At 37.4% G+C, this 13,631-nt stretch carries 9 protein-coding genes and 1 tRNA gene; 5 read left to right on the top strand and 5 right to left on the bottom strand.

Features of this window, described 5'->3' with window-relative positions; translation table 11 throughout:
• Positions 1 to 52 precede the first annotated feature (52 nt).
• Positions 53 to 1,273: a tyrosine-type recombinase/integrase gene (locus tag UCH001_RS06795; protein WP_067176039.1), complete on the bottom strand. Its 1,221-nt coding sequence runs from the start codon at positions 1,271 to 1,273 to the stop codon at positions 53 to 55.
• Positions 1,274 to 1,584: 311 nt separating this feature from the next.
• Between UCH001_RS06795 and ppsA the strand changes: the two genes are divergently transcribed.
• Positions 1,585 to 3,966, top strand: a complete 2,382-nt coding sequence (gene ppsA, locus UCH001_RS06790; RefSeq protein ID WP_067176037.1) for a phosphoenolpyruvate synthase — start codon at positions 1,585 to 1,587, stop codon at positions 3,964 to 3,966.
• Here ppsA and UCH001_RS06785 read toward each other — a convergent pair.
• The 4 genes from UCH001_RS06785 to UCH001_RS06770 all read right to left on the bottom strand — a co-directional run bounded on the left by UCH001_RS06785 (position 3,963) and on the right by UCH001_RS06770 (position 11,887).
• Positions 3,963 to 4,460: a peptidylprolyl isomerase gene (locus tag UCH001_RS06785; RefSeq protein ID WP_067176034.1), complete on the bottom strand. Its 498-nt coding sequence runs from the start codon at positions 4,458 to 4,460 to the stop codon at positions 3,963 to 3,965. The genes ppsA and UCH001_RS06785 overlap by 4 nt on opposite strands.
• A 62-nt stretch (positions 4,461 to 4,522) precedes the next feature.
• A complete protein-coding gene (gene acnB, locus UCH001_RS06780; protein ID WP_067176031.1) occupies positions 4,523 to 7,081 on the bottom strand; it encodes a bifunctional aconitate hydratase 2/2-methylisocitrate dehydratase in 2,559 nt (852 codons plus the stop codon).
• A 28-nt stretch (positions 7,082 to 7,109) separates the two neighbouring features.
• Positions 7,110 to 9,143 carry a DNA translocase FtsK 4TM domain-containing protein gene (locus UCH001_RS06775; RefSeq protein WP_371258005.1) on the bottom strand — a complete coding sequence of 678 codons (2,034 nt, stop codon included), beginning with the start codon at positions 9,141 to 9,143 and terminating at the stop codon, positions 7,110 to 7,112.
• A gap of 173 nt (positions 9,144 to 9,316) precedes the next feature.
• The gene (locus UCH001_RS06770) at positions 9,317 to 11,887 is read right to left on the bottom strand and encodes a flagellin (RefSeq protein WP_231963908.1); all 2,571 of its coding nucleotides are present in this window, start codon (positions 11,885 to 11,887) and stop codon (positions 9,317 to 9,319) included.
• Positions 11,888 to 12,119: 232 nt separating this feature from the next.
• Here UCH001_RS06770 and UCH001_RS06765 point away from each other — a divergent pair, with 232 nt between their 5' ends.
• From UCH001_RS06765 to UCH001_RS06755, 4 genes are all read left to right on the top strand, one after another.
• Complete coding sequence (locus UCH001_RS06765; protein ID WP_037955478.1) at positions 12,120 to 12,398, top strand: HU family DNA-binding protein; 279 nt, start codon at positions 12,120 to 12,122, stop codon at positions 12,396 to 12,398.
• Positions 12,399 to 12,482: 84 nt separating this feature from the next.
• Positions 12,483 to 12,567: transfer RNA gene (locus tag UCH001_RS06760), tRNA-Leu, on the top strand.
• Between the two features lie 112 nt (positions 12,568 to 12,679).
• On the top strand, positions 12,680 to 12,850 hold the full coding sequence (locus tag UCH001_RS13260; protein WP_173636815.1) for a hypothetical protein: 171 nt from the start codon (positions 12,680 to 12,682) through the stop codon (positions 12,848 to 12,850).
• 3 nt (positions 12,851 to 12,853) lie between these two features.
• Complete coding sequence (locus UCH001_RS06755; RefSeq protein ID WP_145973116.1) at positions 12,854 to 13,579, top strand: arginyltransferase; 726 nt, start codon at positions 12,854 to 12,856, stop codon at positions 13,577 to 13,579.
• Positions 13,580 to 13,631: the final 52 nt, after the last annotated feature.

Raw genomic sequence — 13,631 nt, 5'->3', positions numbered from 1 at the left:
TGATATGTTAACTAAAAAGCTCTAAGAGAACAGACTTGAAAACTGTTAAACATTACGAGTAGTTAAGATGGTCTATAGCCTCCTTGAGTATCTCAACAGGATACCTACTTGCATATCTCCCCATCGTCATACCCTCGTGAGAGTGTCCCATAAGCTCAGAGATGACTAAAGGGTCTACTTTAGAGTACTTTAGCTCAGTGGCGAAGGAGTGTCTTAGTGAGTACATGACCTTTTTAGGATTGTCTGTAACTCGTCCTCTTAGATTTCTCTTATAGTGGCATCCTATTGATTTAGATTTATAGACCTGTATAGCCTGTGCAAAGCTTTCAAGCACTCCTAATTCAATAAGCTTGTCGTGTATAGGTATGAGTCTGTGACTGCTTTTAGTCTTTAGTTTGATACGCTTACTTGTAAGGTCAAAACAGTAGATACCATTTATCTCATTTATTGTACATTTCCACAACTCTGAAAGCCTCATGCCTGTATATGCCAATGTATAATAAATAGTTCTAGCATGTTTATTGTTGAGTGTATCAGTGAGCTGTAGGAGTTCCCTCACCTCGTCCCTTGAGAATGGCTCACGCTCGTCTATAGCTGTCTCTTCACATGTCACTGAGATAAAGTTAGCAGGGTTAAAAGGAATGAGCTGTTGTGCAAAACAATAGTTGAAATATCGTTTGATGTAGTTGACACAGCCCTGTACCCTGTTGATAGACAATCTATCTTCTTCAGGTATATTCATCTTTAGCAGTTGCTTTGTTGATTTATCTTGATACTTTGGGATATTCCTACGCGGGAGTCTAAAGAGTTGCTCTTTGACACGCACTAGGTCTTTGACAGTTGTATCTTTGACTTTGGTCTCTGCTCCAATAATGTCAAGAAAGATAGAGCTAAGAAAGTGTGTAACAGAATCTCTCGTGCCTTTGCCGATGTTTTTAGCCTTATAGTAGTAACAAAAATCTTCTATGCTTTGTTTGAAGCTCATCTCTTCTTTTGGGACTTCCACAGGCTTTGTAACAACGCCTAAGACATCCTCACAGAATTTATCGACTAACTTCTGAACGACTGAAGGGTCTATGAAGTGAATACTTGCATGAAACCTTATAGCTAAAAACTCTTTGTGATAGATGGAAGCTTTAGCCTGTGCTTCAGGAAGTGACTTTGTTTTAAGACTTATACTTATCTCTGAACGGTTGAAATATTTACGTAGATTAGTGTCTATTCTTTGTCGAAATCTATAGACACCATATTGGCTTTTTGTAACATTTAACATATATAGACCCTCAAAAAAGAGTCTATCCTGTGTAATAGTTTATGGACTTGACTAAGTCTAACAACTCTTCAAGGCTGTCTCAAGATTGTCCGAAAACATCCTTAACCAAAGCTTCTAAAAACCTCGAAAGACCTCGCAAATGCCCTAACCGTCGGTCCTTGGGGTGGTAGAGGTCGCGTGTTCGAATCACGTCACTCCGACCATTTGGTACTCGTTTTTTCTTATTTCCTCCTAATTTAATCTTTCTCTTATAGCTACCTTGATTCTCTTTTGTGCTATCATAGATGTAACTTTTCTTATGGGAGGTTATTATGCGTTATATTCGTTTCTTCAATGAACTCCATCTTAGCGACATTCCTTTAGTAGGTGGCAAAAATGCCAGCCTTGGTGAAATGTACCAAAAATTATCGACAAAAGGCATTCATGTTCCAAATGGTTTTGCAACAACCAGTGAAGCGTATCATTTGCTACTTGATGAAAATGGTATTAGAGAAAAAATTAAAAAAATTCTAGAAAATCTTGATATTTCTGATACAAAGAGTTTACAAGAGCGTGGACATGCTATTCGTGAACTTATTTTAAACTCCACCCTCCCCGCAGAGCTTATTAAAGAGCTTCAAAGTGCTTATCATATGCTTTCACAAGAGTATGGTGTTGAAAATTGCGATGTAGCAGTGCGCTCATCAGGCACGGCAGAGGATTTGCCTGATGCCAGTTTTGCGGGTCAACAAGAGACTTTTTTAAATATTCAAACACCTGAAAAACTCTTACAAAGTGTGAAACAGTGTTATGCTTCTTTATTTACAGATCGAGCCATTAGTTATAGAACCAGTCGAGGATTTGATCATTTTAAGGTAGCCCTCTCCGTAGGTGTTCAAAAAATGGTACGAAGTGACAAAGCCAGTAGTGGTATTATGTTCAGCATCGATACCGAAAGTGGCTCTGAAAATCTCATATTGATTAATGCCATTTGGGGGCTTGGTGAAAATGTGGTGAGTGGTAGAGTTAATGCAGATGAATTTTTTGTATTTAAACCTACACTCAAAAAAGGACTCAGTACCATTTTAAAACGCTCACTAGGAAGCAAAAAAGAGAAAATGCTCTATAGCGACGAAGGGCATACGGTTAATGTTGCAACAACTCCAGAAGAGCAACAACGTTTTTCTATTAGTGATAATGAGGTCATGAGTCTCGCACGTCAAGCATTGATTATTGAGGAGTATTACAAACGTCCTATGGACATTGAATGGGCAAAAGATGGCTTTGATGGCAAACTTTACATCGTGCAAGCACGCCCAGAAACCGTTCAAAGCAAGCTCCAAAATAACATTTCCATTGAAAAATATGCTTTAAATAGCACCAAAGATTTAAAACTTCTCACCTCAGGTCGTGCGGTAGGCGATAAAATAGGGAGTGGCGAAGTTAAAGTCATTCATCATACCTCTGAATTTTCTCTCTTTAAAGCAGGTGATGTTCTGGTCGCAGATACAACCAACCCTGATTGGGAACCTATCATGAAAAAAGCTTCGGCAGTAGTCACCAATAGAGGTAGCCGAACCTGTCATGCAGCAATTGTTGCACGTGAGATAGGTGTTCCTGCTGTGGTAGGATGTGGCAATGCTACAGAAGTTCTAAAAAATGCACAAAAAGTTACTGTTAGTTGTGCCAATGGGGATGAAGGACATATCTATGATGGCGAGATTGCATTTAGCTGTAAAACCATAGACCTTAGTTCTCTCAAAGAGACAAAAACGAAATTAATGATGAATGTTGGCAACCCTGCTGAAGCCTTTCATCTTGCTAAAATGCCCAATGATGGAGTAGGACTTGCGCGCATGGAGTTCATTATGACGCACTCTATCAATGCCCATCCAATGGCACTTGTTAATATGCATAAAGGTAACCGTGTCAAAGATGAAGAAAATATTCGTTCTTTCATGGCTCCGTACAGCGATGCCAAAGAATTTTTTTTACAAAAGCTGAGTGAAGGTGTTGGAATGATTGCTGCTGCGTTTTATCCTAAACCTGTCATCATTCGTACCAGTGATTTTAAAAGTAATGAATACCGCAATATGCCCGGTGGATTTGCCTATGAAGCAGAAGAAGAAAACCCAATGATAGGTTTTCGTGGTGCTAGTCGTTACTATGATGAAAGTTATAAAGAGGCATATGCGTGGGAATGTGAAGCTCTCAAACGTGTAAGAGATGACATGGGGCTTACCAATGTCATTATTATGATTCCTTTTGTCAGAACCCCTGAAGAAGGAGAGAAAGTCATTCGTATTATGAATGAACAAGGGCTGATTCAAGGGGAAAATGGTCTTAAAATCTACGCTATGTGTGAAATTCCTGCGAATGTCATTATCGCCGATGAGTTTTTAAAAGTCTTTGATGGATACTCCATCGGTTCAAACGACCTTACACAACTTGTTTTAGGTGTTGATAGAGAAAGTGGACTCATTGCACATATTTTCAATGAACGAAATCCTGCTGTAACGCAAATGCTGAAAATGGCGATTGTCGCGTGTAAAAGCAGGGGAAAATACATCGGTATTTGTGGGCAAGCGCCATCAGATTACCCTGAAATCACGGAGTTTTTAGTGAAAAATGGTATAGACTCTATCTCACTTAATCCCGATTCACTCTATAAAATGCACCAAGTCATTGAGAGCTTAGAAGAAAAACTCTCTTAATTGTGTTGTACAACTAAAGGCTCTTCATGTGCTAAGAGCCTTTTTTCAATTTCATCGCTTGTTGCTTCTCTTACACCAATGACAGTACCATCAAAGATAATTGTCACTCCAGCAAGCGGATGATTAGCATCAAGAATAACTTTATCTTCTAAAATCTCAACAACACTATATGTCAAGACGATTTCCTCATCTTCGCCTTCACTAAAAACCATTTCAACATTCTGACCGACCTCTAAATCATCTTCAAACTGATTACGATCTTCGATAAGCACAAATTCTTGTTTGTATTCACCAAAGGCATCTTTTGGTGAGAGTTGAATATGAATACTTTCCCCTATACTTTTCCCTTCCAGCGCTTTTTCGATTTTTTCAAAAACATCACCATATCCACCATGTAAGTAGATAAGGGGTTGTGCGCCACTGTCTAAAAGGTTATTTTCTGTATCAAAAACAGTGTAGTCAAGGGTTACGAGGCAATTTTTAGTGATAATCAAAAGAGTCCTTAGATATTTAAAGTAAAAAAAGCCACCCTTTTTATAAGAGTGGCTTTAACGCATTAATTTGCGAGTTCGTAGTTTTCAATAAGATTGAAATTGAGGTATTTATAGACTTTATCTGTCTTACCAGCAAGTTTTTTAGGTACTAAACTCATGTATTCTTCAACGCTTGGGAGTCTTCCTAACAGTGCGCAAAGTGCTGCTAATTCTGCACTACCAAGATAGACTTTAGAATTTGGTCCCATGCGGTTATCGAAGTTTCTGGTTGATGTTGAAAATACAACTGCACCTTCTCTTACATTGGCTTGGTTACCCATACAAAGTGAACATCCAGGGATTTCAATACGAGCACCTGAAGTTCCAAAAATAGAATAATAGCCCTCTGCAGTAAGTTGGTCTTTATCCATTTTTGTTGGAGGAGCGATCCAAAGTGTGGTTGGTACTTTACCTTCACCTTGAAGAACTTCACCAAGTGCACGGTAATGTCCAATGTTAGTCATACAGCTTCCTACAAACACTTCATCGATTTTATGAGGACGCTCAGGGTTTGCTAAAACCTCACTTAAGGTTGCAACATCATCTGGGTCATTTGGACACGCTAAAATAGGCTCTTTTATCTCATTCAAATCAATTTCAATAATTTCCGCATAGTGTGCATTGGTGTCTGCTTTAAGCAATTTTGGATCTGCAATCCATGCTTTCATTTTATCAGCTCTTCTTTGCAATGTTTTAGCATCAGCATAACCTGCTTTAATCATTGCTTCAAGCAATGTAATGTTTGATTTAAGATACTCAATCACAGGTTCTGTATCGAGTGCTACAGTACATGCTGCCGCACTTCTCTCAGCCGAAGCATCACTAAGCTCAAACGCTTGTTCAACTTTAAGTTTTGGAAGTCCTTCAATTTCAAGAATTTTCCCTGCAAAAATGTTCTTTTTATTTTTCTTAGGAACAGTCAGTAGCCCTTTTTTGATGGCATAGTATGGAATCGCATTTACCAAGTCACGAAGTGTGATACCTGGTTGCATTTCGCCTTTAAAACGTACCAAAACAGATTCTGGCATATTAAGAGGCATACTTCCTGTAACTGCCGCAAACGCAACCAGTCCAGAACCAGCAGGGAAAGAGATACCAATAGGGAAACGTGTATGGCTATCGCCTCCTGTTCCAACAGTATCAGGAAGAACCATTCTATTTAACCAAGAGTGGATGACGCCATCACCCGCTCTAAGGCTTACACCTGAACGAGATGTTATAAATGAAGGCAATGTATGGTGTAATTTAACATCGCTCGGTTTTGGATACGCTGCCGTATGACAGAAACTTTGCATCACAAGATCTGCGCTAAAACCTAGGGCTGCAAGCTCTTTGATCTCATCTCTAGTCATTGGTCCTGTTGTATCTTGGCTACCAACGGTTAATGTATGAGGCTCAACGTACATACCTGCACGCACACCTTCAACACCACACGCACGACCTACCATCTTTTGTGCAAGCGTATAACCAACACCTTTTTGTTCTTCTGGTTGTTCTGGTTTAGCAAAAATGTTCTCTGCGCCCATGCCTAGACTTGCTCTAGCTTTGGTAGTCAAACCACGACCAATAATAAGAGGAATACGACCACCAGCACGGTACTCATCAGCTAATGTGTTTGGAGAGAGTTTAAATGTTGCAACAACTTTGCCATTTTTTTCAATTTTTCCAGCCAGTGGATAAACATCGATAATATCTCCTGTTTCCAAACCTTCAACATTTACTTCAATAGGAAGTGCTCCACTATCTTCTGCTGTGTTGAAGAAAATAGGAGCAATGGTTGATCCTAAAATCAATCCACCTGTTTTTTTGTTTGGTACATTAGGAATTTCACGTCCCATAAACCATTGGATTGAGTTAATGCCCGATTTTCGGCTACTACCAGTTCCTACAACATCACCAACATAAGCAACTTCATATCCTTTAGCAATCAATTCCTTGATTTTTTCAATGGAGCCAGGAAGTCTTTTGACAAGCATAGCATTGGCATGCAGTGGGATATCACTTCTGGTAAATGCTTCACTTGCGGGGCTTAAGTCATCTGTATTGGTCTCACCTGCTACTTTTAAAACAGCTACCGTGATTTTTTCTGGCATAGAAGGCTTTGTTGTAAACCACTCTGCATTCGCCCAAGAAGTCATCACTTCTTTAGCATAACCATTGGTTTTTGCTAAGGTTTCAATATCATTAAATGAGCCATAAACAAGGACAATATTTTTAAGTGCATTACATGCAGCACGAGCTACTGAATCATCATTTGAGCTAAGAGCATCTACAAGCGGCTGAACATTGTAGCCACCAAACATCGTTCCTAAAAGCTCTATCGCATAAACAGGGCTTATAGCTTTACAGGTCACTTTTTTCTGTGCTACATCATTTAAAAAAGCTGCTTTTACATAGGCTGCTTCATCCACACCGGGTGGAACACGATTTGCCAATAAGTCTTTTAAAAAGGCTTGATCACCCTCTTCTTTCTTCAAAAGCTCTACTACCTCTGCTGTTTTTTTCGCATCAAGAGGTAAAGGAGGAACACCTAACTTTGCTCTTTCATTCACTTCTGCTTCATATGCTTGGAAAAAACTCATTGTGACTGACTCCTTATAGTTGGTAAGTTTATACGATGATCTCACGCTGCCCTTTAGCGTTTTGAGAAGAGAGTATTCCCATAGCCTCCAGTTGCTCGACAATCGTCGCTGCCCTATTATAGCCAATATTCAATCTTCTTTGAATATAAGAAATTGAGCTCTTTCTTTCATTAAGGACAATGGCTTTTGCGTCCTCAAAAAGCTCATCCAAATCGCCACTATCTTTACCACTTGAAGAGGCTGAAAAACCTTCTTCACTCTCTTTCAAGAAACTCTCGTCATATACGACAGGGCGCTGTTTCTTGAGGTATTCAACCACCTTGTCAATCTCATCTTCAGAGGTGTACGGAGCATGTAAACGAATGAGCCCAGAAGTGCCTGGAGGCGTGAAAAGCATATCGCCATTTCCAAGTAAAGAATCAGCTCCCATAGCATCCAAAATGACTTTTGAGTCAATTTTTTGCCCTACTTTAAAACTAATACGAGAAGGTAAGTTTGCTTTAATAAGACCAGTTACAACATCAACCGAAGGCCTTTGTGTAGCTACTACGATGTGAATTCCACTCGCTCGTGCCATTTGAGCAAGACGTGCGATGTAAAATTCAACATCTTTACCACTGGTCATCATAAGGTCTGCTAATTCATCAATAATAATGACAATATACGGCAGCGGATCAACACCAATACTTTTTGCTTTTTCATTGTAATTTTCAATATTTTTAGTTTTTGAACGACTCATCATCTGGTAACGTCGCTCCATCTCACCTACCATGTTTGCAAGTGCGACAATCGCTTGCTTTGGTTTTGTAATAACTGGTGTTAAAAGGTGTGGGATGTCATTGTAAATTGAAAACTCTAACATCTTTGGATCGATCATTAAAAAGCGTAATGTATCAGGTGAGTTGCGGTATAAAAGAGAGAGTAACATCGCATTGATACCAACGCTCTTACCGCTACCTGTTGTTCCAGCAACCAATAGATGTGGAAGTTTTTTAAGGTCAGTAACAAAGGCATTGCCTACAATGTCCTTACCAAGGGCAATAGTTAGAGGCGAAGATGATTTTTTGAAAATTTCGCTTTCTAAAATTTCTTTGAGATAAATGGTTTCTATTTTTTGATTTGGAACTTCTATACCTACAACATCTTTACCAGGAATGGGTGCTTGAATACGAATTGTTTTCGCTTTGAGCGCCATCGCGAGGTCATCTTGTAAGGTTAAAATACGCGAAACTTTAACATGTGGTGCTGGCTTAAACTCAAACGTTGTAACAACAGGACCTGAATAGGTACGTACGACATCGCCTTCGATTTTGAATCGACGTAGTTTTTCGAGTAAATCTTGAATTTTTTGGTCGATCTCATTTTCATTGACATGAACTGATTTTGTTGGAGGATTTGCCAAAAATGTCAGTGGTGGAAGTTTGAAATCTTTTGGCTTGTCACATTCACCTTGGTCAATTTCTGAGAGTAGTTTAGTATTTTCTGCAACTTCACTTAATATCTCAACTTTTTGTGCATTTTTTAATCGTACGAGTGGCTTTTTAGTCTCTTTTTGCTCAGGATAAAGCGGTTCAAGAATAGCAGGGTTCTCATCAGGAGTGTCATCATCTAACACCCTCTTTTCTTCAACTACACTACTTTGTTTTTTAACACTCTTTTGTTTTTTCTCTCCAATAATAGGGCTTGGACTTTCATTTTCTTCAACTTCAGCTTTGTACTCTTTGATTTTTGTTTTTGTAAAAGTCGGTTTAATAAGGGTTAAAAAATCACTGATACTTGATTCGACAAGTAGTGTCATAGAAAGCAGAAAAATAGCCACTATAAAGAGCCAAACACCCATAATACCAATCGATGCAATGAGCATATCAACAATTGAACGACCAAAAGAGCCACTTAATTCACTCTTTACAATAATTGACTGTGCCATTAAAAAGCTAAAGAGAAGTATCATAGATGCAAGGAAAACACCAATACGACGCTCTGTTAGTGTGCTCTCTTTATAAAGAGCAAAAGCTGGTAAGATCAATACAAATGGATACAAAAAAGCTACGTAACCAAACACATGTTGATTTGATTTTCCAAGAAATGCGCCAAATTTTCCGACAACGGAAGCATCTGGTAAAATGGTTGCTACGCCTAAGAAAAGTGCAATAGCAATAAAAATAATAAAAAGAGTCTCTTTTAAGATAGCAGATCCTTTACATGTAATAATAGAGTTGATATTATAACAGATTATTACATGTAATCTAAAAGAGACATTTTATTAATAGACGCCATTGTCGATAACATCGCTTGATATGATGTCTGAAGTGACTGCAATTCTAAATATGCTTCTGCCGTATCAACTCCAATAACACTGTTTTGAACAGTCTTTACATTTACACTAAGCATTTCAGATCTGGTATTAGCATCACTTAGTGCATTGGTAAGCGCACCAATCTTAGTTTGAGCCTTTGTAACATGATCTGCGATATGATCAAGTTGAGTAATGGCATTTTGCATACCAATATTACGAGGATCATCTGATGTTGAATCCATACGGAAGTTACCAGAACGAACCGCTGCTATCATTTCATCCAATTGTTTAAACATATCAATAGATGGATTAGAAATCGTAACAGAATTATTTGCCATGAATGTCAGTGCTGTACTTCCAACACCTGTAAAATTAGTCGCACTTGCATCATACATCGTAAAGTCAATTTTTGACTCAGACGCTGTTTTATCTTTAATTGTCATTTTCCCTTGATAATCTAAATTCACTTCAACACTATTCTTTGCGGTACTAACAGCATAATTATATTCTGCAAGGTTGGCATTACCAATCGCATTGTTATAATCAAGTGTTGCTTGCGCAACTTGTGCAGCAGATGAAGCAGGATTATCGCGTATAATACCCGCATCAATAGCCTTTTGAATATAGCTTGCTGTTTCAGTTGAGACACCTGTTTTCGCTAGTGCTGTTTGTGTTGCAAGATTAGCAGCATTACCAGCAACACCAAAAGCGATGGCGTTATTAATCGCTGTTTGAGCTGTTGTTGAAACACCCTGCTTTGGTAAGGTACCAGATGTTGCCATACTGATTAGATCGTTAAGTTGTTGATATGTCATATTATCAGCAGTTGTATTTAAATTCAAAGGATCACCACTACCATTGTAGATAGAGAATGTCTCGTTTGGATCTGTTGTATTTCCATCACCATCTAAATCAATAGAAAATGTTGTATTCGTTGTATCAAGATTTAGAGTGCCTGTTCTTTTGTTACCGTTTTTATCTGTATAATTAAGAACCATTTGTTTACCATTTAAACTATCAACACCTGCAACATCAACAAGTTTTGTACTTGCTGTCGCAAAATCACTGGTACTTTTAACGACTTGTGATACATTACCTGTTAGGGTATTGCCATCTTTTTCAAAGCCTCTTCTTGAATAATTCATTGCATCAGGCAGTGCTTCACCATGAGCAATCGCATTATTCACATTTTTTGGTTGTAAAGACGCACTAAATGTATTTGTAGGATCATTAACATACATACGTCCACCAGATAATGTAACATTACCTGCACCAAGTCCATATTCTGTTTCAATCGCTGTCATTAAATCTTGTACAGTTTTTCCTGCTATAGAAAAAGATGTTGCTCCAAAGTCTAAATGATCAACATCTGAGGGGAAAATACCGCTTAAAAGTGTTGTTGATGTCATGTTTGAATTGGATACATTTTGTAAAGGAAAATCTATAGCAAACGTACCTGCTGATAAACCTACTGATCGCATCGTCAAATCTGAGTTTGAAGCCGTTGTTTCGTAATTGCTTTTATTAAAGGCAATAATATCAATATTGGGTTTTGTCAATAAATTATCTACGTTCATGATTTGTTTTGCATTACCCGTTGTGCCAGGAAGAGCACTTCTATCAACAGCGCCAAAAATATTCATTTCTAAAAGTTGATTGCCAGATTTCAAGTCTTTAACTTCTATCTGCCCACGTGCGTTCATGCTTACATCAACAAGTTTATTGGTGGCTGTATTGCCATATGCATTGCCTATACTTTGTAGCAAATCTGAGACTTTTGAGCTAGTATCCATTTCGATAGTAGTTGAAAATGTTTTTCCATCACTCTTCTTACCAGAAAGATAGAACACAGCTTTAGGGTCATCAGTGCTAACATTGTTTTTATCACCAACGAGGTCTCTAATCGTATCTGTATCTTTTAAAAAGACTTTCGATGAAGTTGCATTTTGATCGGCAGTCATAATTGAAGGATTTAATTTTGATTGATTATACATAGTCACATTGGTAGATACTATTCTATTATAATCTGTATCTTTACCTAAGAAAAGAGATTGTCCAGAGATATTATAAGGTAATTCAACACCTGAGCCTACCATAGCAGTCAGACTCTCTGCATTACCATTATATGTTCCATCGCTATTAACTGGTTTTTGAGATAGTGCAGAACCTGAAAATAAAAACTGACCATTGATGGAAGTATTGGCTAAATTGACTAAATAATCTCTAATTCCTTGCATATCATTTGCAAGCGCTTGTAAACTTGTTGGAGAATTTGAAGAAGTAGATGCTTGATTGAGTTTAGATTTAAATTGATCTAGTTTTTCACTGAAACTCGTTAATGCTGTATCTGTATTGTCAGCAAAAGTTTTAGCTTTAGAGCTGCTATCAGAAGATTGTTGCAAAGTTTCAATTTCATTATTTAGGCGCATAGCATCTATATATACACTTGTATTCTCATAGCTATTTTGTATTTTCAATTTAGTATCAATTTGTTGATTAACGCTATACATTCTTTCTGTTGCGTTTCTATAATTACGAATTGATGTGTTGAATAAAAGTGAATTTGTAATTCTCATAATCTACTCCATTAATTTTCATTCTTCAAGTACAAGCAATTTTAATTCCTTGTGCAAAATATCGTCTTTTGGGGAATATTCTTTAACTTTTTAAAAAATATTATTGTCTTTTTTTAAAAAAAATTGTACAATCCTCGCACAAACACTTTATTTTAAGGAATGAGCAATGAAAAAAGCGGAATTTATCCAAGCAGTCTCTGAGAAAGCTGGTCTTTCAAAGAAAGATAGTCAAAAAGCTGTTGATGCAGCTTTAGAAGCAATCAGCGAAGCACTAGTTGCTGGCAAAGATGTAAGCTTTATCGGTTTTGGTACATTCAGTACTGCAACAAGAGCTGCTAGAAAAGCTAGAGTTCCTGGTACAAACAGAGTCGTAGACGTTGCAAAAACAACAGCTGTTAAATTTAAAGTTGGTAAAAAACTTAAAGATGCTGTAGCAAAAGCATAATTTCTTCACCTCGAAAAGCTTAGACATTCAGTTTTACTGATGTTTAAGCTTTTTTTTGTATAATTCCAACTCTTAATTTATAGTGCCTGAGTGGTGAAATTGGTAGACGCGCTAGACTCAAAATCTAGTATGGAGACATGTGCCGGTTCGAGTCCGGCCTCAGGTACCACACTTCTTTTTTATCCTAAAAATATCTAGATATAACCATCTTAACTAATCTTGTTTGTAATAAATTTTGCTATAATCCGACCTTATTTATTATTTACATGAAAAGGCATTTAATGCAAAGCAATCTATTTGATGATCTTAAATCTCTTAAAGAAAAAATGAACCAAGATGAACACAACAATAAAGAAAAACTTCTAGAAGAGCAAAAAAAAGAGAAAGAAAAAAAACTGCACGAGCAATTTGAAAAATTTATGCAAAATTCTGGAGTTAAAAAACTACACTAAACCATGACTTCTTTTTCACGCATGATTGAATTCTCAACATTAGAAACCAAATGTTCTTATCTTGATGGTTGTAGAACACGTATGGAGTATAAATACATTGAAAATGCAACAATGGAACTCAATCAAGCACTAGTTGAAAGAGGATGGAGACGTTTTGGGCACTACTATTCTCGCCCACAATGTCAAAAATGTACATCCTGTCTTAGTTTACGAATCGATGTAAAAAATTATGATTTTTCTCGCTCTGCAAAAAGAGCATTTAAAAAAGCTGAGGGATTGCGCTATGTCATTCAGTCCCCTACCATCAGCAATGAACATTTAGAACTTTATGACAAATACCATCGCTTTATGGAACAAAAGCGAGGTTGGCAATATTACAACCTTAAGCCACAAAGCTATCATGAGCTTTATGTTAGTGGTGCACATAATTTTGGTAAAGAAGTGCTCTATTTTCATGGAGATAGGCTCATTGGTGTTGATTTGATTGATTTTTTAAGTGATGGTATCTCTTCAATTTATTTTTTCTATGACCCTGATTTTGAAAAGCTCTCTCTTGGTAGACTCTCTATTTATGAGCAAATCATTTTAGCAAAAGAGTATGACCTTGATTGGATTTATTTGGGTTATTATGTGGAACATTGTCAAAGCCTCAAATACAAAGCCTCTTACCAGCCATATCAAATACTACAAGGTTATCCAAACTTAGATGAAGATGCTATTTGGATATGACTTTCTAAAATTGGAATTCTTTTTGCTTTAAAGTTAATAACTTGATACAAAA

The sequence above is a fragment of the Sulfurospirillum sp. UCH001 genome, assembly GCF_001548035.1.
Lineage (GTDB): Bacteria > Campylobacterota > Campylobacteria > Campylobacterales > Sulfurospirillaceae > Sulfurospirillum.
This window is presented reverse-complemented; position numbering and strand designations above follow the sequence as displayed.

Excerpts from the sequence above, each read along its gene's own strand:
- UCH001_RS06795 (WP_067176039.1), bottom strand. The coding sequence starts at position 1,273 with ATGTTAAATGTTACAAAAAGCCAATATGGTGTCTATAGATTTCGACAA.
- ppsA (WP_067176037.1), top strand. The coding sequence starts at position 1,585 with ATGCGTTATATTCGTTTCTTCAATGAACTCCATCTTAGCGACATTCCT.
- acnB (WP_067176031.1), bottom strand. The coding sequence starts at position 7,081 with ATGAGTTTTTTCCAAGCATATGAAGCAGAAGTGAATGAAAGAGCAAAG.
- UCH001_RS06770 (WP_231963908.1), bottom strand. The coding sequence starts at position 11,887 with ATGTATAGCGTTAATCAACAAATTGATACTAAATTGAAAATACAAAAT.
- UCH001_RS06765 (WP_037955478.1), top strand. The coding sequence starts at position 12,120 with ATGAAAAAAGCGGAATTTATCCAAGCAGTCTCTGAGAAAGCTGGTCTT.
- UCH001_RS13260 (WP_173636815.1), top strand. The coding sequence starts at position 12,680 with ATGCAAAGCAATCTATTTGATGATCTTAAATCTCTTAAAGAAAAAATG.
- UCH001_RS06755 (WP_145973116.1), top strand. The coding sequence starts at position 12,854 with ATGACTTCTTTTTCACGCATGATTGAATTCTCAACATTAGAAACCAAA.